The sequence below is a fragment of the Bacteroides ndongoniae genome (assembly GCF_900108345.1).
Lineage (GTDB): Bacteria > Bacteroidota > Bacteroidia > Bacteroidales > Bacteroidaceae > Bacteroides > Bacteroides ndongoniae.
In genome coordinates, this window is record NZ_FNVV01000014.1 from 330,507 (window position 1) to 356,897 (window position 26,391).

Annotated in this window: 13 protein-coding genes; 12 read left to right on the forward strand and 1 reads right to left on the reverse strand. The window is 54.6% G+C overall.

Translation table 11 applies throughout. The features are described from left to right. Positions 1-191: 191 nt before the first annotated feature. The 10 genes from BQ5591_RS12315 (at position 192) to BQ5591_RS12360 (ending at position 21,969) form a co-directional block, all read left to right on the forward strand. Positions 192-1,667 (forward strand): TolC family protein, encoded by a 1,476-nt coding sequence (locus tag BQ5591_RS12315; RefSeq protein ID WP_394331817.1) that lies wholly within the window; start codon positions 192-194, stop codon positions 1,665-1,667. A gap of 245 nt (positions 1,668-1,912) precedes the next feature. After that, positions 1,913-3,160, forward strand: a complete 1,248-nt coding sequence (locus tag BQ5591_RS12320; protein WP_071149601.1) for an efflux RND transporter periplasmic adaptor subunit — start codon at positions 1,913-1,915, stop codon at positions 3,158-3,160. Positions 3,161-3,611: 451 nt separating this feature from the next. Further along, complete coding sequence (locus tag BQ5591_RS12325) at positions 3,612-5,903, forward strand: ABC transporter permease (RefSeq protein WP_071149602.1); 2,292 nt, start codon at positions 3,612-3,614, stop codon at positions 5,901-5,903. Between the two features lie 179 nt (positions 5,904-6,082). Beyond that, positions 6,083-8,479: an ABC transporter permease gene (locus BQ5591_RS12330; protein ID WP_071150701.1), complete on the forward strand. Its 2,397-nt coding sequence runs from the start codon at positions 6,083-6,085 to the stop codon at positions 8,477-8,479. Positions 8,480-8,607: 128 nt separating this feature from the next. Further along, positions 8,608-10,989 carry an ABC transporter permease gene (locus BQ5591_RS12335; protein WP_071149603.1) on the forward strand — a complete coding sequence of 794 codons (2,382 nt, stop codon included), beginning with the start codon at positions 8,608-8,610 and terminating at the stop codon, positions 10,987-10,989. A 173-nt stretch (positions 10,990-11,162) separates the two neighbouring features. Continuing rightward, a complete protein-coding gene (locus tag BQ5591_RS12340) occupies positions 11,163-13,466 on the forward strand; it encodes an FtsX-like permease family protein (protein ID WP_071149604.1) in 2,304 nt (767 codons plus the stop codon). 198 nt (positions 13,467-13,664) lie between these two features. Further along, entirely contained in the window at positions 13,665-16,067 is a 2,403-nt protein-coding gene (locus BQ5591_RS12345) for an ABC transporter permease (protein WP_071149605.1), read from the forward strand. A gap of 257 nt (positions 16,068-16,324) precedes the next feature. Beyond that, the gene (locus BQ5591_RS12350; protein WP_235817089.1) at positions 16,325-18,721 is read left to right on the forward strand and encodes an ABC transporter permease; all 2,397 of its coding nucleotides are present in this window, start codon (positions 16,325-16,327) and stop codon (positions 18,719-18,721) included. Positions 18,722-18,732: 11 nt separating this feature from the next. After that, a complete protein-coding gene (locus tag BQ5591_RS12355; RefSeq protein ID WP_071149606.1) occupies positions 18,733-21,126 on the forward strand; it encodes an ABC transporter permease in 2,394 nt (797 codons plus the stop codon). Positions 21,127-21,294: 168 nt separating this feature from the next. Next, on the forward strand, positions 21,295-21,969 hold the full coding sequence (locus BQ5591_RS12360) for an ABC transporter ATP-binding protein (protein WP_022162734.1): 675 nt from the start codon (positions 21,295-21,297) through the stop codon (positions 21,967-21,969). Positions 21,970-22,057: 88 nt separating this feature from the next. On the opposite strand, the gene spt is transcribed toward BQ5591_RS12360, so the two are convergent. Then, a complete protein-coding gene (spt, locus tag BQ5591_RS12365) occupies positions 22,058-23,245 on the reverse strand; it encodes a serine palmitoyltransferase (RefSeq protein WP_071149607.1) in 1,188 nt (395 codons plus the stop codon). 198 nt (positions 23,246-23,443) lie between these two features. On the opposite strand from spt, the gene BQ5591_RS12370 reads away from it, so the two are divergent. Together BQ5591_RS12370 and aspS are read left to right on the forward strand one after the other, a co-directional pair. Continuing rightward, positions 23,444-24,496, forward strand: coding sequence for a diacylglycerol/lipid kinase family protein (locus BQ5591_RS12370; protein WP_071149608.1), 1,053 nt, complete (start codon positions 23,444-23,446; stop codon positions 24,494-24,496). A 128-nt stretch (positions 24,497-24,624) separates the two neighbouring features. Beyond that, complete coding sequence (aspS, locus tag BQ5591_RS12375; RefSeq protein WP_071149609.1) at positions 24,625-26,382, forward strand: aspartate--tRNA ligase; 1,758 nt, start codon at positions 24,625-24,627, stop codon at positions 26,380-26,382. Positions 26,383-26,391 lie beyond the last annotated feature (9 nt).

Genomic DNA, 26,391 nt, shown 5'->3' on the forward strand with positions numbered 1-26,391 from the left:
ACGGTGACGGCACAGCTGTGTGCCGCTGCAAAGATAGTGATAATATCCTTGTGCTGTGCGTGCGGTTCCGCACTATTTTTGTGCGATAGTGCACGCGGAAGATGATTCCTTGTCTTTCGTAATCGTCAGACAATTAGGATGATACATGTTTGGCATAGCTTTTGATACTCTTTTCGTAAATAAATGAAAAGATTATGCTTAAACGTATCATACTGACAATAGGAACGGCCTGCGCCCTCTGCGCCGCCGTTCAGGCGCAGGAGACGATGGAACTGAACCTGCAACAGACCATCCGCCATGCCCAGCAGCAATCGCCCGATGCCCAGAGCGCCCGCCACAGTTTCCGCTCTTCGTACTGGAACTACCGCTACTACCGCGCCAACTATCTGCCCAACCTGACGCTGACCTCCAGCCCTTACCTGGACCGTGCCATCAACAAGGTGACGATGGGCGACGGCAGCGTGAAGTTTGTCGAACAGAATCTGCTGAGCACCAATCTCACCCTGAGCCTGACGCAGAACGTGCCCTGGACGGGCGGTACCTTCTTTGTGGAAACGTCGGCGCAGCGCATCGACCTGTTCAGCGACGACAGCCATTCCTACCAGACCTCGCCCATCAACATCGGCTACTCGCAGTCGCTCTTCGGCTATAACTCGCTGAAGTGGAACCGCCGCATCGAACCCCTGCGCTACCGCGAGGCCCGCAAGCGCTATGCCGAGACACTGGAACTGGTGGCCGCTGCCGCTACGCAGAAGTTCTTCGCCCTGGCCACCGCACAGAGCAACTACGAGATAGCCAGCACCAACTATGCCAACGCCGACACCTTATATATATATGCACGTGGCCGTTACGACATCGGCACCATCAGCGAGAACGAAATGCTGCAACTCGAAATCAACAAGCTGACCGAGGAAACCAACTGCATGAATGCCCGCATCGAGGTAGACAACGCCATGCAGTCGCTCCGTTCGTACTTAGGCATCCAGCAGGACGTGGAACTGAAGGTCAGCATCGACGATTTCGTACCCGACCTGAACATCGACCTTCAGGAGGCCCTGATGCTGGCCACGCAGAATAGTCCTGACATTGACAACATGCAGCGTCGTCGCCTGGAGAGCGAAAGTGCCGTTGCCCAGGCACGTGCCAACGCCGGTCTGAAGGCCGACATCTACTTGCGATTCGGTCTGACGCAGACGGGCGAACGCTGGCAGGACGCTTACCGCAACCCCATGGACCAGCAGTACGTCAGTCTGGGCATCTCGCTGCCCATCCTCGACTGGGGGCGTGGGAAGGGCCAGGTACGGGTGGCAAAGAGCAACCGTGACTTGGTGCAGACCCAAGTGGAGCAGGACAAGACCGACTTCGACCTGAACATCCGCAAGCTGGTGAAGCAGTTCAACCTGCAGGCGCAGCGAGTCCACATAGCCGCCCGCACCGACACCACCGCCCAGCGTCGTGCCGACGTGGCCCGAAGGCTTTATCTGCTCGGTCAGTCCACCGTGCTCGATCTTAACGCCTCCATCACCGAGAAAGACGCTGCCCGGCGCGCCTACATCACCGCCCTCTACGATTACTGGAGTCTGTACTACACCCTGCGCAGCCTTACGCTCTACGACTTCGAGCACCGCCGTCCGCTGGAAGAAGACCTGGAAGCGTTGCTCCGGTAGCCCCAAGCCCGTGGCGAAAGTTGCATCGGAATCTGCTGATTGTAAAGTATTATAATTTAGAATAAAGCAAAATATAACTTGTTGGATATGAATAAGATAGATGTTGACCCCCTAAGTATACGACTGAGGCAGCCTAAGTATAGAACTGAGATACCCTAAGTATACGACTGAGACCCTCTCGGTCGTATACCGTGGTGGGCAGCCTATCAGACATGTAAATAAAAATATAAATACACAATACGTTTATGGACATCAAACTCGAAAAGAAACCCTGGTACATCCGCTACCGTTATTACCTGGCCGGAGGCGTGGTCTTCCTGGCCTTCCTGATCTACGTCATCATCCTTTCCGCCGGCCCCCGCAAGCTGCGCATCGATGCTGAAAGCCTTCAGATGGCCGAAGTGAAGAAAGATAAATTCATGGAGTACGTTGACGTCGAAGGACTTGTGCAGCCTATCCTCACCATCAAAGTCAATGCTCGCGAGGCGGGCAGCGTCAGCCGCATCGTTGGCGAAGAGGGCAACATGATGAAGCAAGGCGACACCATCCTCGTGCTTGAGAACCTCGACCTGCTTCGCACCATCGAAGACCAGCGCGACGAGTGGGAGAAACAGCTCATCACCTACCGCGAGAAAGAGATTGAGATGGAGCAGCAGAGCCTCACCCTGCAACAACAGGCCCTGCAGACCGACTACGAGTTGGAGAAACTGCGCAAGAGTTTCGAGCTGGAGAAAGAGGAGTATCGCATGGGCATCAAGAGCAAGGCCCAGCTTCAGGTGTCCGAAGACGAGTACCGCTACAAGGAGAAGACCGCCCGCCTGCAACGCCAGAGCCTGCGCCACGACTCGGCCGTCTCCATCATCCGCCGCGACCTGCTGCTGAACGACCGCGAACGCGAGCGCAAGAAGTACGAGCGTTCGTGCCAGCGGCTCAACGACCTCGTGGTGTGTGCCCCCATCAGCGGACAGCTCAGCTTCGTCAGCGTCACCCCCGGCCAGCAGGTACAGTCCGGCGCAAGTATTGCCGAAATCAAGGTGCTCGACCAGTTCAAGGTGCACACCTCGCTCAGCGAGTACTACATCGACCGCATCACCACCGGTCTGCCCGCCACCATCCTCTACCAGGGCAAGCGCTACCCATTGAAGATCACCAAGGTGGTGCCCGAGGTGAAGGACCGCATGTTCGACGTCGACCTCGTCTTCACCGCCGACATGCCCGACAATGTCCGTGTGGGCAAGAGCTTCCGTGTGCAGATCGAACTCGGCCAGCCTGAGGATGCCCTCGTCATCCCCCGCGGCAATTTCTACCAGGCCACGGGCGGCCAGTGGATATACAAACTGAGCAAGGACAAGACACGCGCCGTACGTGTGCCCATCACCATCGGCCGCCAGAACCCGCAGCAATACGAGGTGACCGACGGCCTCCAACCCGGTGACTGGGTGATTACGACCGGATACGATAACTTCGGGGATGCGGAGGAGCTGGTGCTGTAGGAGCCTCACCCCCGGGATGGGATGTCTGGAAAAGGTATCTGAAACTCTCCTCCTTCTGGAAGGAGGAGTACCCGGGAGGGGGAGGTGGTAGGTGAAAACATAAGGCATAAGATTCATTGCAAATTGCAATGACCTACCACCCCGCCCGTTGGGCACCCCTCCTTCCCGAAGGAGGGGAGCCGGATAGCATCACTCAGTTCTGATGTACCTTCAGAAGAGGAATGAATAGAGTATAAACAAGGATAAACAGATAACAACCATTTTGAATGGAAGCCGCAACCCTGCTTCTCCTTTCCCAAAGAAAGGAGAGGAAAAGTATGAATGATTCGGCATCATACGAAATAAATAGATAAGAATAACTGAATAGATAACCATAGATAAAGAAAAGAAAGCTGTAGCTCTGCCTCCCCTCTCCTTGGGAGAGGGGGCCGGGGTGAGGCCATGAATGCTTATGATACTACATTATCTGACAGTGGCTGTACGCAGCCTGATGAAATATAAGGTGCAGACCGCAGTCTGTATGGTGGGGCTGGCAGTCGGCTTTGCTTGCTTTGCCTTTTCCATGATCTGGATACGGTATGAACTGACCTATGATGATTTTCATCGGGGAGCCGACCGCCTTTATACAATTTATCTGAGGTCAGGAAACGAGTTGTCACGCATCTCCAGCACCGATGCCTATCCCCTGGCTGCGGCAGTACGCGAGGCTTTCCCCGAGGTGGAAGATGCCGCGGCATTTCTTCGTTGGGCCTCCGATGTCAAGTGGGAGGGGCAGACTTGTCAGATGAGTCAGCTGCAGATTGATTCATCCTTTGTACGTATGTTCGATGTCCGGCTGCTGCAAGGCAGTTGGGACTTTCTGCACTCTTCGGAAGGCATCGCATTGACCGAAGAAGGTGCCCGCCGGATATTCGGTACGACCGATGTGCTGGGCCGTGAAGTGGAGGTTGGAAGTAACAAGATGAAGGTGGTTGCCGTCGTATCGGGATGGAGCAGGCATTCCAACTTCTTCTATGAAATGCTGACCGGCGTGTCCGGGAAAGATGCAGGCTGGAGCAATCTCTCTTATACGTCCTGCATCCGTCTGTGCGAAGGGACGGATGCCCATTCCTTCGCCCGTAAGCTGGAAACGCATGAGTTCCGTCAGGGAGAAGAAACGATACGGAAACATTGGCAGATAGAACCAATCACCCGTTGCCGCTATACCATCTATCAGGACACCGGCAGCGTGTCGTTGAGGTATGTCCGGTTATTCTCGGTAGTAGGAGGCTTCATCATCCTGCTGGCACTGGTCAATTACTTTTCCATTCTGGTGACTCGCATCCGCATCCGTGCCCGCGAACTGGCACTGCGCACGGTCTGCGGTTCCTCGCGGACAGGGTTGCTGTCGCTGTTCATGTCCGAGTTGGTGGTATTGTTGCTGGCAAGCGGCCTGTTGGGCATGACGCTTACCGAACTCTCTGCCTCTGCTTTCCGCGAACTGTCCCATGTGGAGACGGGTGTCATGCTCCGGGCATTCCTGTATTACCTGTTTGTATTGGCCGTCTCCCTGTTGCTGACGTTCTGTGTGGTCTGGCATTACAGCCGGAAATCACTGGCCGACGTGATGAACGGCAGCCGGTATGCAGGCCATGTGCGGGTCAGCTTCCAGCAGGTCAGTGTGTGGCTGCAACTGTTTATGTCTGTCCTCATTCTTTTCTGCCTGTCCGTCCTGATGAAGCAACTCTACCATCTGTCGCACGTCGACATCGGCTTTGAACGCGACGGAAGGGCAACTCTCATCGTCCATGTCCCTGAAAGGAAAAAACTGATAGATGACATCCGCCGGTTGCCCTACGTACAGGTAGTGCAGGAAAACATGTATTCGCTGCTGCCACGTACACGTTCCGTCAGTATAGGCGTGAATGAATGGGAGGGGAAACAGCCCGATGACCGTCCGGTAACTCTACAGGTGATTACCCAGGAAGAAGACTTTATCCGCTTCTACGGCATCCGCATTCTGCAAGGCAGTGGCAAGCTGGATACCCCCAAGGATATCATTATTAACGAGACGGCGGCCAAGGCCTTTGGCTGGGCTCATCCGTTGGGTAAGAAGATGGGAATGTTTACGGTGACGGGAGTCATGAAGGATCTTCACCTTTTTGCTCCCACCGTTCCGGCACAGCCCATGCGGATTAGCAAACCTTTCTACTCGTCTGAGCTGGACGGAAACAACATCCTGATCCGTTTCGACGAAGCACATTCCAAGGAACTGAAGCAATTCTGTGAACAGAAGATGAACGAGTATGCTCCCGGAGCCTTCTGCCGGTTGCAGACAGTGAACGAAGTCTATGACCGGTATTTGGTGTCGGAACGTGCGCTGATGTATCTGCTCTCGTTCATATCCGTAGTGTGCGTGGTCATCTCTTTGTTTGGCGTTTACTCGCACGTGACACTCGACTGCGCCCGTCGTCAGAAGGAGATTGCCATCCGCAAGGTGAACGGTGCGACGGCGGGAAACATCATCCGTTTCTTCCTGTATCAGTACGGGGTATTGCTGGTGTTGGCCTGTCTCGTTGCTTTCCCCATCGGGACACTGGTCATGAGCCGCTGGTTGGAACATTACGTGGAACGTACCTCTTTGTCATGGTGGCTTTATGCCGTCATCGGCATCCTGCTTTATATCTTTATCCTTATCTGCATCGGCTGGCGCGTGTGGCAGGCAGCGAACAAGAATCCGGCAGAGGTGGTGAAGAGGGAGTAAGAAGCCTCACCACCGGCTCCTCTCCCAAGGAGAGGGGAGGAAGGGGGTGAATGATTCAGCGTTATACGGAATAAATTGATAAGAATGATTGAATAGATAACAATAACTAAAAAATGAAAGCCACAACCCATCCTCCCTTCTCCCTGGGAGAGGGGGCGGGGGTGAGGCCCCAAATGCTTATGATACTACATTACTTGACATTAGCCATCAGAAACCTGCTGAAATATCGCACGCAAAACGTTATTTCCATCATCGGACTGGCCGTGGGTCTGTTCAGCTTCTGTGTTTGTCTGTATTGCAGCCGTTACATTGAGTCAACCAATCACTGCTTCGACAACTATAAGCGGATTGTGCAGATAAACATGTACGACCCCGGCACGGGAAACTATTTCTCCGGCACGCCCGCCCCCCTTTGCGAGGACATGCGCACTTGGGCAAAAGAGGTGGAAGCCCTTTCGTTCGTCACCTATCCCCGCCAATATACCTTCGATGTCGAGGTGAAGCCCGGCAAGATTTTGCCCTACGAGCTGCGGCGGATGGAGACGGACAGCCTTTATGCCCGCATCTTCACCCCCCGCATCCTGGCCGGAAGCTGGCAGACGGCCAGCCATACGCCCAACGCACTGGTGATGAGCCGCGCGACGGCTGTCCGCATCTTCGGCAGTGAATCCGAGGCCATCGGCAAGACTTGCACCCTGAACCGGAGGCTCTTTACGTCGCCGTCGGGCACTCCCGCCGACGGAGGCATTGTCTATACCGTGCAGGCCGTCATGGACGATACACCGCAGAACAACTCCCTCTACTTCATGGAAACGATGGACATGCTGGTGCTGAACGACAGCGACGGCCTTCTGCAGAGCGAACAGCGCCACGAGATGACGGGTGGTAATACGTATGCCCTGCTGGCACCCCATGCCGACATCCGGCAACTGAAAGGGGAGATTGCGCAACGTGGCTTCGGCTGGAATTTGTATGGCAGGGATTACGAAGTACAGGTGTTTCCCATCGGTCAGTTTCCCGACGAACGCAAGCAACTGTCCATCATCAGTTGGATAACCGGCAGCATGGGCATGCTCATCCTGCTGGTGGGGCTGCTCAACTTCTTCCACTTCCTTATCGGCTCGTATTTCAACCGCACGAAAGAGTTCAGCGTGATGAAGGTGAACGGATGCAGCGGCAGTCAGCTCTTTGCCCTGTTGTTCATCCAGTCGTTGCTGGTGGTGCTGGCAGCCTCGCTGCTGGTGCTTTGGGGCATCGAGGTGACCGACGGACGGATGGACTATTCGCTGTTTTCCATGTCGGTGGTCTTCAGTAAGTCGCTGCTCATGCGCCATGCCGCCCAGTACATCGGACTGCTGGTTCTGCTTTGTGCAGGTATTTGCCTGGTAGCCACGCTGCGCATCCGCCGCATATCGGTGCAGGACGGACTCAGTGGAGGCAGTCGTCGGCGTCGGAGCCATCGGGGACGCAACTTCATGCTGGGTGTGCAGTTCTTTGTCTGCTGGCTGTTCGTGGCCTTGTCCGCCGCCCTCTATCTGCAGTCCGAAAAGACAAGCGGCACCCTGCTGCATACCCTCTCCATGCAGGAGAAAGCTTCCATCCTCAGCATTCCGCTGGACTATTCGTTCCTGAACAATGCCGACAAGCAAAGCTTAGTGGACCGTTTCAAGAGTCACGCTGCCGTGCAGGATGTCCTGCTGGCGGATATCAACTATCTGTACGGTTCGTCGGGCAACCTGATGATGACCGAGAAAGACAATCCTGACTCGTGGCTGGAAGTCAACGTCATGGCAGTGCCCCGGAATTTCTTTTCCTTCATGAATATTTCCTTAGAGCAGGGCCATGGCTTGCAGGCATCCACCGACTTAGTGGCGGACCGCACCTTGCAGCAACGGTTGCAGAAGGACGTGATGGGGATGCCTCTGTACGACTCGCAGCGGAGCTATACCGTCAGCGGCATCTGCGAGCCTTTCCAGACCGACACTTATACGAAGAGCCAAGGTTACGTCTTCATCCCCTACGATGCTTCGGGCTACATCGGCCATTGCTATCTGAAGTGCCGCACCGGTCAGGAGCAGGAGGTCCGGACGTGGGTGGAGCAGGTGCTGCGCGAGACCTTGCCCGAAAGCGTACCTGTACAGGTCAGCACACTGCTCGACGATATCCACGACCGCCAACCGTTGGAATACACGCTGAAGAACATCGTGCTGTTCTTTGCCATCGTCAGCATCCTCATCACCCTGCTGGGTGTATATTCCAGCATTACGCTCGACACCGAGCGTCGTCAGAAGGAGGTGGCCATCCGCAAGGTGAACGGTGCGGGCGTACCGCAGATCATGTTGCTCTTTGCCCGCCTGTATATCGTCCTGCTGGTCGTCAGTGCGCTGCTGTCTTTCCCGCTGGTATGGTTCCTGCTGCAGCAATGGAAGCGCATGTACATCGTCTTCTTCGACCACGGCTTCCTCTTCTGGATAAGCATTTTCGTCTTGGTAGCCGTCGTCACTGCCCTGACAGTCGTCTTCCGCATCCTGCGTACGGCAAGGCAGAATCCGGCGGAGGTGATAAAGAGAGAATAAAATAGTTAACAAGTTGACGAGTAGACAAGTTGACGAGTGGACGAGGAGGCAGAAGAACAAAACTAATATAAACCCTGTCCTCGTAGCCTGAAGCCTCGTTCCCTTGTCAACTAAAAAAGGAAAAAAATATGATACTACACTACCTTAAAATCGCCTGGCGCAACCTGCTGAAATATCGCACACAGAGCGTCGTCAGCATCCTGGGACTGGCTGTGGGCTTGGCCTGTTTTGCCCTTTCTGCTTTCTGGGTGCACTACGAGATGACTTATGACAGTTTTCACCGCGATGCCGACCGTCTGTATCTGGTCGGGGTGAACGATGATAGTTTCGGAGGCTCCTCCGCAAGCTACACACCCCAAGCGTTGGGCCGTTACCTGAAAGAACACTATTCGGAGATTGAAGATTACTGTCAGTTTGAAACAAGTATGCTTTTTGTCGTAAAAGACAACCGGATGCTGGAGCTTCCTATACTCATGCCCGACACAACTGCCCTGCGTATGCTGGACATCCGGACGCTGGACGGTGACGAGAGTTTCCTCCATTCCGCCGGTGCGGCAGACAACCGTATCGCCATTACTGAGAAGACTGCACGCCTGCTGTTTGGCACAACGGATGTCATCGGTCAGACCGTGACCAACCTCAACAGGAACAAGGAATACACCATCGGTTCCATAGTGAGCGACTGGGGAGCGCATACCAATTTCCCCTATGCCTTCCTGGGCAGCGGAAACGGTCGGACTGGCTGGGACGACTACACCTACCGGACGCTTGTCAAGGTGAAGCCGGGTACGGATGTCTCCCAATTGCTGGAGAAGATGAACGCCCACTTCCCCGAAGAGCTGACCAAAAGCAAATACAGAGAAAGCACCGGACTGACACGTTTCTATCTGGAACCGCTGACGGGCCTTCGTGCCACGGAGGGTTTCATTACCAAAGACAATCAGACGGTGCAGTTCCGTTATATCACCTGGTTTGCCGCCGTAGGGGTACTTATCATCGTTTGTGCCTTCTTCAATTACCTGACCATCTACGCCGACCGATTCCGTACGCGCCGCAGGGAAATGGCTTTGCGGCAGATTTGCGGGGCAGGCCTGCGTTCGCTGGTAGCTCTGCTCTGCACCGACTTTCTGCTCACTGTGCTGGCAGCTCTGGTGGTGGGCATGGTGTTGGTGGAATTGCTGATGCCGGCTTTCTTGCGCTATTCTCTTATTCAGGACACCGATTTCTCGGTCTATCGTTCGGCGATGCTCTACATCACGTGTGTCTCGGCAGCCATGATGGCCGTTGTCGTCCTGTCGGTGTGGTTGTTCCAGAAGCGGTCGTTGCACGGCAACATCCACACGGGTAACGCCCTTTCGGGTACGGCCTGGCGCAAGGGGAGTGTTGTCCTTCAGCTGACGGTCTGCCTGGCCTTCATCTTCTGTACGGTGGTCATGCAGATGCAACTGCACCACCTGCGCCGGGTAGATACAGGTCTGGATTATCGCGGACGTGCCGCCGTCAGCATCTGGATGAATGTGGACATGAACGTATGGGCCGAGAAAATCAAGGCTCTGCCCATGGTGACGGAAGTGGTACGTCCGGCCTATTGGCCGCTGCTGGGCGAGGGGGCTTATTCGTCGTATCAGATAGATGGATACACGGGCATGGAAGGCCGGCTGGAGCAACCCTTGACTTTCGACGAAGTGCTGGCGGGCGAAGAGTTCTTCCGCTTTTACGACATGCAGCTGCTGGCCGGTGAATGGGTATCGGCCAAGTCGGAGTATCGGCAGGTGAACATCATGGAGAGTACGGCCCGCCGCTTGGGTTGGAGTCCCGAAGAGGCTGTGGGCAAGCAACTGTTCTTCGCCAACCGCAAAGTGGAGCCTATGACCGTCATCGGCGTAGTGAAGGACTGTGCCTACAAGTCGCCCACCGCCGAACTGCCCAACACGGTATTTGTCAATACCGACCAGGTGGGGTGGATGCATGCCCGTTGCTTCGTCCTCTTCAAATACCGTCCGGGTACGTGGGACGAATGCCGCCGTCGCATCGAGGAGATGCAGCGAGCCGAACTGCCCGACCGCAAGCTCTTTCTTTATAGCGAAGAAGAATGTTACAACAACTATCTGAAGTCGGAAGACGCCCTGTCGTCGCTGCTCGGTTTCTCGTCGGTGGTGTGCATCCTCATCTCCATCTTTGGCATCTACTCGCTGGTTACGCTGGCTTGCGAACGTCGCCGTAAGGAGATTGCCATCCGCAAGGTGAACGGAGCTACGGTGAGGGATGTCCTTGCCCTGTTCTTCCGCGAATATGCCCTGCTGTTAGTGGTTTCCTCGCTGATAGCCTTCCCTGCGGCCTGGTGGGTAATGCGGCGTTGGATAGAGAATTACAACCGTCAGGTGGAGATTGGCTTCTTGCCATTCCTGCTTGTCTTTGTCGGCATTGCCGCCTGTGTGGCTGTCAGCATAGGCCACCGCATCTGGAAGACGGCGAACGAGAATCCGGCAGATGTGGTGAAGAGGGAATAGAAGCCTCACCCCGGCCCCTCTCCCAAGGAGAGGGGAGTAGGGGGTGAATACAGATTGATAATGGAGAATTGATAATGAAGAATTGATAAAGATAACAATAACCTAAAACGAAAGCCGTAGCCCAGCCTCCCCTCTCCTCGGGAGAGGGGTCGGGGGTGAGGCTGTGAATGCTTATGATATTACACTACCTTAAAATCGCCTGGCGCAACCTGCTGAAGTATCGCACGCAGACCGCCGTCAATGTGGTGGGGATAGCCGTTGGCTTTGCCTGCTTCGCCTTTGCCAACCTGTGGATGCACTATGAAGCATCGTTCGACAGCCATTACGAAGCGGCAGACCGTATGTACCTGCTCTATACCGAATCTGTTATCGAGGCCGGAGGACTGTCGCCCAATGTGTCTTATCCCGTCTCCACATTGTTAAAGGAGGAGTTCCCCGAAGTGGAAGCAGCTTGTGCCTTTACCCGCTATCCGAATTGGGAGCTGGGCTTGGAGGGACAACCGACACTGGAATTGCCCAGCATGCAGTTGGACTCCTGCTTTATGGACCTCTTCGGCATCCATATATTGGCAGGTACCCCCGATTTCCTTTATACGGACGGACAGGTAGCCCTGACGGAGCGGACGGCGCAACGGTTATTCGGCACGACGGACGTGCTTGGCCGTAAAGTTGAGTATAACGATCAGGAAGTCACTGTCTGTGCCATTGTCAATGACCTGCCGCACAGCAATTTTTCGTTCGGATTTATCTGCGAGGGAGCTTACTTCCGCAAATGGCAGAACGAGTGGTATAATGCAGGTTTCGAGGTGGTGGTACGTCTTGCCCCGGGTGTGTCACCCAAGGCTCTGGAAGAGAAGTTCCGTGCTTATGCCGAGCAGACAGACGATCGCTACCGCAAGATTACCGGCCGCCTTCGACTGATGCCTCTTTCCGAAGTCCGTCAGGCTTCGTTCAACGAGGAGCGGCTTGTCAGCTTCTCCTACCTTGTGCTGTTTGCCGTGGCGGGCGGGCTGATCATCCTCTGTTCGCTGTTCAATCACTTGGCTTTGTTTCTCTCGCGTATGGACATTCGTCGTCGTGAGCTGGCCTTGCGGCGCGTGTGCGGCTCTTCCGGTAGGGGGCTCTTCGCAATGCTCACCACCGAATATTCCCTGCTCGTCCTGCTTTCAGGTTTCTTAGGCTTTGTGCTGGTCGAGTTGTTGCAACCGTCTTTCCAGCGGCTTTCGGGCGTGGAGGGCAACGTGTATGGTGAGTCGCTGCTCTATTTCCTGATGGTGCTGGCACTCTCCCTGGTATTGTTGCTGCCCTTCGTTTTCCGCTATTCTTCCCTGCAGCCTGAACGTAGCCGGTCGGGGCGCCGTCTCAAGGTGATGGTGGGCCTGCAGCTATTCATCAGTCTGCTAGCCATCTTCTGTACGGTGGTGCTGATGAAACAGCTGAACTATTTGCAACATACTGACTTGGGCTGGGAGCGACGCAACATCGCCGCCTTTACCTTTCTCTATCCTGACAATTCGGAAGAGGAGATTGTAAATCGGGTCCGGCAGATGCCTTTCGTCAGCCGGGTGCTCACTGGTTATTACGGTCTTCTGCCCGAAGGAGCCAGAGGTGCCACTTCCATCGACTGGGAGGGGAAACCAGAGGATCTCAAAATGGAGGGCACACGCATGACTTGCCTGGACGATACGCTTGCCGCTTTCTACGGCATCCGCCTGGCCGCAGGTGACTTTATCCGTCAGGACGCCGGTGAAGGGCAGGTCATGCTGAATGAGTCGGCCGTACGGGCTATGGGCATATCCAATCCGATAGGGATGTCCCTTACTTGTAGTAGCAACAAGCAGAAAGCCACGGTCGTCGGCGTGGTACGCGACTTCCACATCACAGCACCTACCATTCCTGTCCAACCCACCCTTTACGTGAGACGGTTTGACTGGACAAGCGGAGACCACATCTTGCTGAAGTATCACGAAGGCGCCTGGTCTGAACTCCGTCATCGGGTGGACAGCCTCTTTGCGAAGGACTATCCCGAAGTGCATTACCAGCTGGTAAACGTCATGGACGAATATAATGCTTACCTCAAGGCCGAAAGCTTGTTGCTGCACCTGCTGACTTTCGTTTCCATTGTCTGTATCCTGGTATCTGCCTTCGGCATCTTCTCCATGATTACCCTGAGTTGTGAACGTCGCCGCAAGGAGGTAGCCATCCGTAAGGTGAACGGGGCGCGGGTAGGGGACATCCTCGGCCTCTTTGCCCGCGAATACCTGTCGTTGCTTGCCGTTGCTGCCGTGGTGGCCTTCCCCGTGGGCTATGTGCTGATGAAGCGCTGGCTGGAGAGTTATGTGGAACAAACGTCTCTCAGTTGGTGGCTCTATGCCGTCATCTTCTTTGGCATGGCGCTGTTGGTGGCTCTGTGCATCGGCTGGCGCGTATGGCGGGCGGCGAATGAGAATCCGGCGGAGGTGGTGAAGAGAGAATGAATTAGTTAACGAGTGAACAAGTTGAGGAGGATGGAGAAGAACAAAGCTGATATAAGCTCTGTCCTCGTAGTCTGAAGCCTTGTTCCCTTGTCAACTAAAAAAGGAATAAAGAACAGATAACAATAACCTAAAACGAAAGCCGTAGCCCAGCCTCCCCTCTTTTTGGGAGAGGGGTCGGGGGTGAGGCTGTGAATGCCTATGAGACTGCTTATCCTATCCATCAACGCCCTGCTGAAATTCAGGGCTTACACGGTGCTCAATGTAGTGGGGCTGGCCGTCAGCCTGGCCTGCGTGCTGACCATTGCGCGCTACATCCATCAAGAGAACACGGTGAACCGGTGTTTCCCCGACTATGAACGTATCTGCTTAGTGAAGAGAACTGTAAGCAACGGCGAATGCTCATTAAGTGGTTACCGCTCGGGACTGGAAGAAGACCCGGCGGTGGAGGAGTTTACGGCCTATACTCCGGTGAGCGACCTGACGCTGGTCTTCGGCAAGCGGCAGGTGCAGAGCCGGGTGTTCTCCATCGACAGCACCTTCTTCAAGTTGTTTCCTTACAAGGTACTGACGGGCAGTAACCGCATCCGCCGTCCGGGCGATGTGATCATCACCCGCTCCTTCTGGGAAGAGGTACTACAAGGCAAGCCGGTGGTGGGCAGTAGCTTCACTAACGGACAGGGACGGAAGTTTACCATTATCGGTGTGGTAGACGCCCCTACCACCAAGACCTCCTGGCAGCCCCAGCTGTTCATGTCCGACGAGGTAGATGACTTCCTCTTCTATAGCCCCTGCTACGCCCTGCGCATGGTGCCCGGCTACGACCTGAAGGCACTGAACCAAAAGCACGGTAAGGAGGTGCCACGCGACAAGTGGGGCACTTACCAGACCATGCACTATGAATACCTGCCCCTGTCGGAACTCTACTTCGATGCCGATCTCGAAAGAGATAATTCCCTATACTGCTTTGGCAATCCGGGCTACATCAGTGTGCTGACGGCGGTCGCCTTTCTGATGGGGCTCATCGGGCTGCTGAACTTTGTCAACATCTACACCGTCATTATGTCGCGCCGCTCGCGCGAGTTCGGCATTAAGAAGGTGTTCGGGGCGGGCAAGGCAGCTATCTTCGTACAGATTTACGTGGAGAATATGTTGCTGGCGGGCTTTGCACTGCTGCTGTGCTGGACCATTCTGGAAGTGACCCGTTACCTGTTCTACAACGAACTCTACATCCCTGTGGTCTCTGACGTGCGCTTCGACCTGTTAGTCTCGGCCATCGTACTCTGGGTGCTGCCGCTGCTCACCACCGTCTATCCCTACCTGAAGTTTACCCGCAGCCTGCCCGTCAACTCCATCCGCGCCATCACGACCTCGCGCGTGTCCGTACGTTCGCGCATGGTGTTCTTGGGTGTACAGTATGTGCTGACCATTTTCATCATCAGCGTCTCGCTGTTCTTCGTCAAGCAACTGGACTTCATGCTGCATGCCGACCTGGGCTTCCGCGCGCACGACATCATCAACGCTACCATGTATCAAAACTCGTTGAGCTTGTACAAGGACAGTAAGGAAAATATGCTGGACGAAGGTAAACGGCAACGAGCCAACCGCGAATTGGTGAACCGACGTATGGCCGAAACTACACTTTTCGAGCATTGGTGTCGCAGCACAGACTTTCTACTTGATGGAGGGCAACTGAAGAACTTTGCCCTTGAACGGGCTGAAAATGGGTTTCATCAGGCGTTGGTCGTCAACATGAGCCAGCGCGAGATGGACATGTACGGGCTGCAACTGGTGGAAGGCCGCCTGTGGAACGACTCTGTAGACGAGGCATGGACCCGGAACAGCTTCAAGTGCATCATCAACGAGACGGCCAAGCGGGTGCTGGGCATCAAGGACATCACCCGGGAAAAGCTGCAACCGGAGAGCAAGCATTTTGCCTCAAGCTGGATGCCCGACCGTTACAATCCGCCTTGCGAGATTGTGGGCGTCATCAAGGACTTTAATGTGAGACACCTGGCCAAGGCTACCATGCCCATGGTCATTTATTATAAAGATGAAACATTAGGACTATTCTCCGTGACCGCCGCCTACCGCCACGAAGACCGGGCGCGCGTCATCGACTTCCTGTCCGGCCTGTACAAGGAAGCTACTGGCCGCACTGACTTTAAGTACACGTTGATAGAAGACGTCCTGGCCAAGATGTACGAGGACGACCGCCGCGTGGTGCGCATTTACACGCTCTTCGCCGGTGTGGCCATTCTCATCTCGCTGCTGGGCCTGCTGGCCATTGCGCTGTTCGATATCAGCCAGCGTCGCCGTGAGATAGGCCTGCGCAAGGTGAACGGTGCCCTGGCGCGTGACATCTACCCGCTGTTGCTCTGCAAGTATCTGGCGGTGCTGGGCGTGTCGACGCTGGTGTCCGTACCATTGTCGTGGCTGGCCATCACCCTCTACCTGCAAGGCTTTGCCCACAAAGCACCGTTGACGCCCGAACTTTTCGTCGTGGCCGTCCTTGTCACCGCCTTGCTGTCGCTGTTCACCGTGATGTGGCAGGTGTGGCGCGCGGCGCACGTCAATCCCGCCGAAGTGATAAAGCGTGAGTAGAAACCGGACTGGCATTTCTCCTGCCGGGAAGAGGCCGATGACTTGCTGCAAAGCGGATGCAGTGGCTCTGCAAAGGCGATGCAGTAACGCTGCAAAGGCGGTGCAGTGACGCTGCAACGAGGGTGCAGTAACACTGCAACGAGGGCGCAGCGACAAAACAGCCGGCCTTCGCTTCGGACAATGCCTGGGGAGGAAAAGACTTCCGCGGCTTGAATGTATTGCCAAGGTCGGGAGAAAAAAGAAATGAGAAATAAAGAATGAATGGAAATTATAATAGAAAGAATGTGATGATACTGAACGTAACACTGAAAATGATTCTCAGGAGCTGGTGGCGGAACAAGGTGTTCTTCCTCGTCTCCGTGGCCAGTCTGGCCTTGGGGTTGGCATGTACCAACCTGCTGATGACTTATTTCGTACATGAACACGGGTTAGAGGGGAGCAACCCCGATCGCGACCGCATCGTCTTCCTGCGGCAGGACGACCCGATGAACGAGGGAAAGCGTGTGGCTTATGCCGCTGCCGACATTCCCCAACGCCTGAAGGACAGCTATGCCGAGGTGGAGGATTATTTGCGGCTGGGCAAGTTGGATATGCTCTCCTGCAAGGTGGACGGCCGGAAGGTGGACGGCAACCTGATACTGCTCTCGGCCGACACGACGCTAACCCGCTTCTTCGACTACCGCACGGCTCAGGGCAGTCTGGAGCAGGTGCTCCACCGTCCGGATCAGGTAGCCCTGAGTGCTGCCTGTGCCCGCAGGCTCTTCGGAGGCGGCGAAGCCTTCGGACGGCACATCGAAGTGCAGTCCGAAAGCCGTGGCAGGCAGACGTACCAAGTGGCGGCAGTGCTCGAAGAACGTGGGCAGTCGCTTCTCCGGTTTGACATGCTGACCGCACAGACTTCCGATTACTGGGGTGGTCCGACGCTGCTGAAGCTTTCGCCGGGGACGGATGCCGTCCGCCTGGCCGACAAGATAAACGCCGATCAGGTTCCTACCCTGATGCCCGGTCAGACGAAGTATCACCTCGATCCGTTGGAAGCCGTCTGCTTCACCACGCCCGACGACGCTTCGCAACAGACGCTTGACTACATCAGCCAGACACCCGTGCAGACGCTTTACATCAGCCTGCTGGCAGCGGTGCTGATACTGGTCATCGCCTGCTGCAACTATACCAACATGAGCCTTTCGCGCCTGCTGCAACAGTTGCGCATGATTCACGTGGAGAAGCTGATGGGCGGTACGCTGCGCAGCATCCGCCTGCAACTCTTCGGTGACGCTTTCCTGACGGTCGTGTTGGCCTTCATCCTTTCTATGCTGTTGGTGAACGACTGTCTGGCGGTGTTCAACGGCCTGCTGGGTTCGCGGCTCACGATGGGATTCTTCTTCAGCAGCCGGATGTTGCCGTGGCTGTTGTTGTTCGTGTTGGTCATGTCGGTCGTGCCGGCGTGGTATATCAGTCGCCGCCTGTCGCGTCTGTCGTTCAGCCAATACCGCACGCTCTACGGCGGACGGCGCAAGCAACGTTTCGTAGCTGTGCTGGTGACGGTGCAGTTTGCTATCTCCATCGGCCTGTTGCTGGCCACCCTGACGGCTCGTCGTCAGATGAGGCTGACCGAACGGCAGGCCGACCGCTACGCGGACTGCATCGAAATAGGTGACGGATTCGGCGCCCCGCTGGCTCCGCTGAAGGCCGAACTGGAGAAGCGCGTGCAGGGCATCGAGTCGGTGACGCTCTCCAACGGGCCGGTGCTGAACGCCTGGATACGCCAGCTGACGGTGAGACGCCCCGACGGTAGCGAGGTGCATACCAACCTGCTGGCATTGGAAGGCGATACGTCCCTGCTGCATACGCTGCGCATGGAGCAGCTGAGCGGCGAGCGGCCTGCCCGCCTGCTGGAGCAGATGGCGCGCCCCGTATTAGTGAACGAGAGCTTTGTCCGCCAGTTGGTACCGGCGGGCACAGATCCTGTCGGACGTTCGTTGCGCGAGTTCGATGCAGAGGCCGATGACAGTCTGGCTGTAGTGGCGGGTGTGGTACGCGACTTTTCCGTCAATTCATTGGAAGAGGCCGTGACGCCGCTTGTGGTCAGCCTGCTGTCCGAAAGCGGTTTGCAGAAGGCTGCCTGCCTTCAAATCCGCCTGCGCCCCGAAAGTCGTACGGAGGCTTTGCAACAAATCGAATCCGTATGGGACGAAATAAATCCCGGACAGCCGTTCCGTTATACGGACATGCACCGGGAATTCATGGAGCGGAACGAGAAAGTGCTCTCGCTGTCGCACCTGCTGACGTTCTACGCCCTCATCGGCTTGCTGCTGACGGGCTTCGGCCTGTTCGGCATCGCCTGGTATGCCACCCGCCAGCGGATACGCGAAATCAGCATCCGCAAGGTGCACGGTGCCACGCGCGGGCAGATCATCTGGCTGCTCAACAAGCCTTTCTGCCTCTATGCCGCAGTGGCCTACGTGCTGGCCATGCCCGTCGCCTGGTGGCTGATGCAGCGCTGGTTAGAGCAGTTTGCCTATCGTGCCCCGCTTTCGGTCGGCATCTTTGTATGGCCGCTGGTTGTCGTATGGGGCGTGTCTGCCCTCATCGTCTGCCTGCAAGGCTGGATGCTGAGCCGGGTGAAGCCGGTGGAGGCGATGAAGAATGAATAAATAATGAATATATGAAAGCATTACTCTTATCCATCCGTACCATCCTACGCTTCAGGACCTACACCGCCATCAATGTGCTGGGACTGGCCCTGAGTCTGGGTTGTGTCTTTGTGCTGGTGCGTTACATCCACCAGGAGTATACTGTCAATCATTTTGTGCCCGAGGCCGACCGGACCTTCCTGACAGTTGTTTTCAAGGAAGGAGAACCGAGAGGGTCATTGGGCGAGAGCGGGGACCGGAACAACGACCCCAATTACCGCAATCCGCTGGATCATCCGGCAGTGGAGGCGTTCAGCCGGTTTATGATGTTTGACGATGACTTTGTGGCGAAGGACGACTATCGCTATGCGGTAAATACCATAGTGGTGGACAGCCTGTTCTTCGACCTGATACCTTACGGCTGCAAGGAAGGCAGTCTGCAACTAAAGCCCGACGAAGCCCTGCTGACGCCACAGGCCGCTCTACGGATATTCGGGACCGAGCATGCCGTGGGCAAGGAGCTGGTTACGTCGTCGGGTAAGCCCGTCCGTGTGGCTGGCATCCTGAAGGAGCCGTCCACAAAGTCCTCTTTCCAGTTCGATGTCGTCTTATCGGTATATCTGATGAGGGACTGGAGCCGGGTGGCCTACGAAGTGGTACGCCTGCATCGCCCCGAGGACGGGAACGAGATAAACCAGGCCAACCGTACCCCCATGAAACTGGTATACTATGGTAACCTGGCCGTCTATTACCAGCTTGTTCCGCTCAAGAACTTCTACCTGAGCAGGCAGGTATCTGCTTATGTCGACTCGGTAACTCAGGGTCGTCCGGACGTGCTCAGGCTGCTCGGACTGGTAGTGGGGCTGATTCTGCTGGTAGGCTTGCTCAACTACATGAACCTCTATTCGGTCGTGATGCTGAAGCGGGGCCGCGAACTGGGCATGAAGAAGGTATTAGGAGCCGGCAAAGGGCAAATCTTCCTCCAGCTCTATGCGGAGAATGTCTGCCTGAATGCGGCGGTCGTCTTTCTGGCCTGGCTGCTGGTAGAGGTGACGCGGCGGTTGGTGGACGTGTGGTTCGACATTCCCGTACAAGGCGACCTGCGCTTCGACCTGCTGCTGTCCGCGGCTGTGCTGTTCCTGCTGCCGCTCTTCACCATGCTGCCGCCTTACTGGCGCTATGCGCATGCCGCCCCTATGCGTTCGCTCAGTCAGGTGGGGGTAGGAGGTAAGGCAACCCGTTCGCGCACGGTGTTCCTCTTCCTGCAATACGTCATTGCCTTTTGCCTGACGGTAGCCGCCATCTACCTGAGCCGCCACTTGCAGTTCTTGCTGCATACGGACGTGGGCTACCGCACGGAGGACATCATTCAGTGCCAGTTTTGGAAAGAGAACCCAGCGGCCATAAGTAACTGGGAAATCGGAGAACAAGAGCTGAAGAAGAAAGAGGCCGCCTTTGCCCTGCTGGAAAAACGCATCGGGGAGTCACCCTTGTTTACAGGAATGACTTATGGCATCCCGCCCTACAATCTGCAACCGGATACCCGCTTCCATACGGACGACGGACAGGAAGTGGAGGTTTGCTATCTCTGGGCCTCGCGCGAATACATGGATTTCTTCGGTTTCCGGCTGCTGGAAGGCCGGGGATGGAAAGGAGAGGAGGACAAATATGCCTACAAGCTGATAGCTAACCGGGCTTTCCTCCAGGCCCTGCACATCCGGGACTGGCGGACGGAGAAGGTCACGCCGAACCAACGCTTCTGGTACCGTTCGGGTGACGACTGGAATAAGATTCCCTCCTACGACATCATAGGTGTGGTAGATGACTTCCGCACCGGCCACTTGTCGGGCGGAAACCAGCCGATTGTCTTCATTTATCAGAACGGCTGGCGCGACTTCACGTTCCTCTCCATCGCCCCCGGTAAGCGGAAGGAAGCCATCGCCTTCCTCAGCGACCTTTACCAGGAGGCTGTGGGCCGGGGCGACTTTGAGTATTCGTTCGTCACGGACGAGATAGCCCGCCTGCACGAGGAAGACCGGAAGGTGACGCGCATCGTCATCACCTTTGCCCTGATAGCCATCGTCATCGCCTGCCTGGGGCTGTTCGGGCTGTCGCTCTACGACATTCGCCAGCGCTACCGCGAGATAGCCCTTCGCAAGGTGCACGGCGCACAGGTGGCCGACATCTGCCGCCTGTTGCTGCGCAAGTACTTTGTTCTGCTGGGAGCTGCCTTCGTGACGGGAGCCGTCATTGCTTACGTCGGCATCCACCGCTATATGGAGGACTTCCCTCATCACGCTCCGCTCTCGTTGTGGATTTTCCTTGTGGCGGGTGTGATAGTAGCCATCATCGCCCTGCTCACCGTGCTGTGGCAGATACGCCGGGCGTCGCAGGTGAATCCGGCAGAGGTGATGAAGAGGGAGTAGGGGGCCTCACCCCCGGCCCCTCTCCCAAGGAGAGGGGGATGAATATATATAAGGAGTAAGAGGGAGTTATCCGATTACTGAATAAAAAGAAAGACTGATTATAAAATTAACTGTATATTTAACCCGTCTTTTCCCATCAAGCGGAAAAGGCATTAAAACTGAAAGATTATGATTAAGACTGTAAATTTGCAGAAGATCTTCCGTACGGAAGAAGTACAGACATTGGCTTTGAACAATGTGAATATCGAAGTGAACGAAGGTGAATTTGTAGCTATCATGGGACCGTCGGGTTGCGGTAAGTCCACACTGCTCAACATACTTGGGTTGCTGGACAATCCTACATCGGGCGAATACTACCTGAACGGAACGGAAGTATCGAAATACACCGAGGCGCAGCGCACCAGCTTGCGCAAGGGTGTCATCGGTTTTGTCTTCCAAAGCTTCAACCTGATTGACGAACTGAATGTGTATGAGAACATTGAACTGCCGCTGCTCTATATGGGCGTACCTGCCAGCGAACGCAAACGTCGTATTGAGCAGGCAATGGAGCGTATGGCCATCAGTCACCGCTCCAAGCACTTCCCGCAGCAACTTTCCGGCGGTCAGCAGCAGCGTGTAGCCATTGCCCGTGCCGTGGTAGCTAACCCGAAGCTGATTCTGGCCGACGAGCCTACCGGTAACCTTGACTCGAAGAACGGTAAGGAAGTGATGGATTTGCTGAAGGAACTGAACAAGGAAGGCACGACCATCGTCATGGTGACGCACTCGCAGCACGATGCCGGCTTTGCCGACCGCATCATCAACCTGTTCGACGGACAGGTGGTGGCCGAGGCAAACCTGTAAGACTAGTTGAGATATAAAAAGAATAGAGGGCACATCCACTGGCGGATGTGCCCTCTTATTAAAAATAGGAATGTCTATTTGTCAGTGTTTACTTGATAATATCCAGTTGTTTGAAGCATTTCGTCAGCTTGTCAACTGCATAGTCGACCTGCTCTTTGGTGTGGGTAGCCATCAGGGCTACACGTACCAACGTATCTTGCGGAGCGCATGCAGGCGGTATCACCGGATTGATGAAGATGCCTTCGTCGAATGCCAGTTTGGTCACCATGAACGTCTTGTCCGTATCGCGTACGTACAAGGGGATGATAGGTGACTCTGTATCGCCGATTTCGAATCCAGCATCGCGGAATTTCTTCAGAGCATAGTTGGTGATATCCCACAGGCGTTGGATACGTTCTGGTTCCGACTTGATGATGTGAAGTGCCTCGCGTGCGGCAGCCGTAGCGGCAGGAGTGCTGCTGGCCTGGAATATGTACGAACGCGCATTGTGGCGCAGCCAGTTGATAACTGCTTTGTCTCCAGCAATGAATCCGCCGATAGAAGCCAGCGATTTGCTGAATGTACCCATAATCAGGTCCACGTCGTCGGTCACACCGAAGTGGTCGCAGACGCCTCGTCCCTGACGGCCGAATACGCCCAGTCCGTGAGCTTCGTCTACATAAATGCTGGCGTTATATTTCTTTTTCAGACGTACGATTTCGGGCAGGTTTGCCAAATCGCCTTCCATGGAGAATACACCGTCTACTACAATCAGTTTTACAGCATCCGGTTCACACTTCTGGAGTTCCTTTTCCAGGTCTTCCATGTCGTTGTGCTTATACTTCAGCTGAGTGGCAAACGACAGGCGTCGTCCGTCGACGATTGAGGCATGGTCGCGGTCATCACAGATGATGTAATCGCCACGTCCTACTACTGCCGGAATGATACCTTCGTTTACGGTAAAACCAGTCGAGAAGCAAAGTGCTTCGTCTTTGCCTACAAATTCGGCCAGCTCTTTTTCAAGCTCCACATGGATGTCAAGAGTTCCGTTGAGGAAACGTGAACCGGCACATCCGGTACCATATTTGTCTGTGGCCGCTTTGGAAGCGTCGATGATGCGTTGGTCGTAAGTCAGCCCCATGTAGGCATTCGAACCAAACATCAGAACCTTTTTACCATCCATTTCCACCTCTGTGTCCTGGTGGCTGTTTATCGTGCGAAAGTAAGGGTATACCCCTTGAGCCATGTATTGTTGTGGCAGGTCATATTTCGCAAATTTGTCTTGTAGTAAACCCATGAATATAATAAAATATTTAACTCTTAAAAATAAGTCTTTTCAAAACAGGGGGCAAAGATAGCAAAATATGTCGGTTTTTGTCCTGTTTATCTGAAAAAAACAGCCTTCGGGCGTTTTAAAACATTTACTATTGCAGAAAATTAAAGGATTTATATTACTTTTGCCTAAATAGAGAATGACAGCATAGAAGAATTTTGCATGAGTGACGGAATGAAAAAAATAGCATTTGTCGTCAATCCTATATCGGGAACACAAGGCAAGGAACTGATATTGAAATGGGTTGACGAGAAACTGGATAGAGAGAGGTATACGGCAGAAATACTTTATACCCAACGTGCGGGACATGCTGTGGAAATAGCGGCGGAGAAAGCACGTGAAGGAGTGTATGCCGTAGTAGCCATTGGAGGAGACGGAACCATTAACGAAATAGCCCGGTCGCTGGTTCATACAGAGACGGCGCTGGGCATTATTCCTTGTGGGTCGGGCAATGGGCTGGCACGTCATTTGCAGATTCCTATGGAGCCTAAGAAGGCCATTGATATTATAAATGAAGGGGTAACGGAAATCATTGATTATGGAAAAATCAACGAAATACCTTTCTTTTGCACCTGTGGCGTGGGCTTTGATGCGTTTGTCAGCCTGAAGTTTTCGCAAGCGGGCAAGCGGGGGCCGCTCATGTATCTGGAGAAGACACTGATGGAGAGCTTGAAATACCGGCCGGAACGTTACGAGGTAGAGATGGATGGAAACACCACCCGCTATAAAGCTTTCCTGATAGCGTGCGGCAACGCGTCGCAGTATGGAAACAATGCCTACATCACTCCGCAGGCTACGTTGGACGACGGCTTGCTGGACGTGACTATTCTCGAACCGTTCACTGTGCTCGATGTACCGGCATTGGCCTTCCAGCTTTTCAATAAAACCATCGACCAGAATAGCCGCATCAAGACTTTCCGCTGCCAGTCGCTGCGTATTCACCGTACGAAGCCGGGAGTGGCCCATTACGACGGCGATCCGGTGATGATGAACGAGACACTGGATGTACGAATCGTACAGAAAGGACTGAAGGTGATCGTACCCCGTAATGCGGGAAAAGATACATCGAACGTTCTGGCCCGTGCCCAGTATTACATTAACGGACTGAAGCAGCTCAACGAAACGATTGTAGAAGACATTGCCACTAAAAACAAGGCGATGCTGGACCGTGGAAAGGAACAGATCAGGAAATTGAAAAAGATGAATGAGCAGTAGCTCCTTAAAAAACTGTTCCGGTTTGCTTTACATTAGAATAGTTTTCGCTATTTTTGCACGAATTTTTGGATGTGCTGAAAAGACAGATCTTAAATTGGAAAATCTGATTTTTAAAATCTTTATATATTATGTATAGATCACATACCTGCGGAGAGCTCCGTATCTCCGATGTCAATAAGCAGGTCACGCTGGCTGGTTGGGTGCAGCGCAGCCGTAAGATGGGTGGAATGACATTCATCGATCTCCGCGACCGTTACGGAATCACCCAATTAGTATTCAACGAGGAAGTGAATGCCGAACTTTGCGAGCAGGCCAATCACCTGGGACGCGAATATGTCATTCAGGTTACCGGTACGGTGAACGAACGTTTCAGCAAGAACGCCAACATTCCTACAGGCGACATTGAAATCATTGTATCCGAGCTGAACGTACTGAACGCCGCCCTGACTCCTCCCTTCACCATTGAAGACAATACCGACGGAGGCGACGACATCCGTATGAAATACCGTTATCTGGACTTGCGCCGTACGGCAGTCCGCAAGAATCTGGAGCTGCGTCACAAGATGACCATCGAAGTACGCAAGTACCTCGACAGCAAAGGCTTTATCGAAGTAGAGACTCCGTTGCTCATCGGTTCTACTCCCGAAGGTGCCCGCGACTTTGTAGTGCCTTCGCGTATGAATCCCGGTCAGTTCTATGCCTTGCCGCAAAGCCCGCAGACATTGAAGCAGCTGCTGATGGTATCGGGTTTCGACCGTTACTTCCAGATTGCGAAGTGCTTCCGCGATGAAGACTTGCGTGCCGACCGTCAGCCGGAGTTTACTCAGATTGACTGTGAAATGTCGTTTGTTCAGCAGGACGATGTTATCGAACTGTTCGAAGGCATGGCCAAATATCTGTTTAAGGAACTGCGTGGTGTGGAACTGACTGAACCGTTCCTGCGTATGCCGTGGGCCGATGCCATGAAGTACTATGGTAGCGATAAACCCGACTTGCGCTTTGGCATGAAGTTCGTCGAACTGATGGACATTATGAAAGGATATGGCTTCTCGGTATTCGACAATGCTGCCTATATCGGCGGTATCTGTGCCGAAGGCGCCGCACACTATACCCGCAAGCAGCTCGATGCACTGACCGAGTTTGTAAAGCGTCCGCAAATCGGAGCCAAGGGCATGGTTTATGCCCGCGTAGAAGCAGACGGCAACGTGAAGTCGAGTGTAGACAAGTTCTATTCGCAGGAAGTTCTGCAGCAGATGAAGGAGGCCTTCGGTGCCAAGCCGGGTGACCTGATTCTGATTCTGAGCGGCGACGATGTGATGAAGACCCGTAAGCAGCTGTGCGAACTTCGTCTGGAAATGGGTAACCAGCTGGGCTTGCGCGACAAGAACAAGTTTGCGCTGTTGTGGGTGGTAGACTTCCCGATGTTCGAGTGGAGCGAGGAAGAAGGCCGTCTGATGGCTATGCACCATCCGTTCACTCATCCGAAGGACGAGGATATTCCTTTGCTCGATACCGATCCGGCTGCTGTGCGTGCCGATGCTTACGATATGGTGTGCAACGGTATCGAAGTGGGTGGCGGTTCTATCCGTATTCACGATGCGAAGCTGCAGGCTAAGATGTTCGAGATTCTGGGCTTCACGCCCGAAAAGGCTCAGGAGCAGTTCGGCTTCCTGATGAATGCCTTCAAGTTCGGTGCGCCCCCTCACGGAGGTCTGGCTTATGGTCTGGACCGTTGGGTAAGTATCTTTGCCGGACTCGACAGTATCCGCGACTGCATTGCCTTCCCGAAGAACAATAGCGGACGCGACGTCATGCTCGATGCACCGGGTTACCTCGACCAGAAACAGCTGGACGAACTGAACCTGATAGTAGACGTAAAAGAGTAAAACTACGTT

Bases quoted from the DNA above. Each gene is read 5' to 3' on its own strand.
- BQ5591_RS12320 (WP_071149601.1), top strand. From the start codon at position 1,913: ATGGACATCAAACTCGAAAAGAAACCCTGGTACATCCGCTACCGTTAT.
- BQ5591_RS12325 (WP_071149602.1), top strand. From the start codon at position 3,612: ATGATACTACATTATCTGACAGTGGCTGTACGCAGCCTGATGAAATAT.
- BQ5591_RS12330 (WP_071150701.1), top strand. From the start codon at position 6,083: ATGATACTACATTACTTGACATTAGCCATCAGAAACCTGCTGAAATAT.
- BQ5591_RS12335 (WP_071149603.1), top strand. From the start codon at position 8,608: ATGATACTACACTACCTTAAAATCGCCTGGCGCAACCTGCTGAAATAT.
- BQ5591_RS12340 (WP_071149604.1), top strand. From the start codon at position 11,163: ATGATATTACACTACCTTAAAATCGCCTGGCGCAACCTGCTGAAGTAT.
- BQ5591_RS12345 (WP_071149605.1), top strand. From the start codon at position 13,665: ATGAGACTGCTTATCCTATCCATCAACGCCCTGCTGAAATTCAGGGCT.
- BQ5591_RS12350 (WP_235817089.1), top strand. From the start codon at position 16,325: ATGAATGGAAATTATAATAGAAAGAATGTGATGATACTGAACGTAACA.
- BQ5591_RS12355 (WP_071149606.1), top strand. From the start codon at position 18,733: ATGAAAGCATTACTCTTATCCATCCGTACCATCCTACGCTTCAGGACC.
- BQ5591_RS12360 (WP_022162734.1), top strand. From the start codon at position 21,295: ATGATTAAGACTGTAAATTTGCAGAAGATCTTCCGTACGGAAGAAGTA.
- spt (WP_071149607.1), bottom strand. From the start codon at position 23,245: ATGGGTTTACTACAAGACAAATTTGCGAAATATGACCTGCCACAACAA.
- BQ5591_RS12370 (WP_071149608.1), top strand. From the start codon at position 23,444: ATGAGTGACGGAATGAAAAAAATAGCATTTGTCGTCAATCCTATATCG.
- aspS (WP_071149609.1), top strand. From the start codon at position 24,625: ATGTATAGATCACATACCTGCGGAGAGCTCCGTATCTCCGATGTCAAT.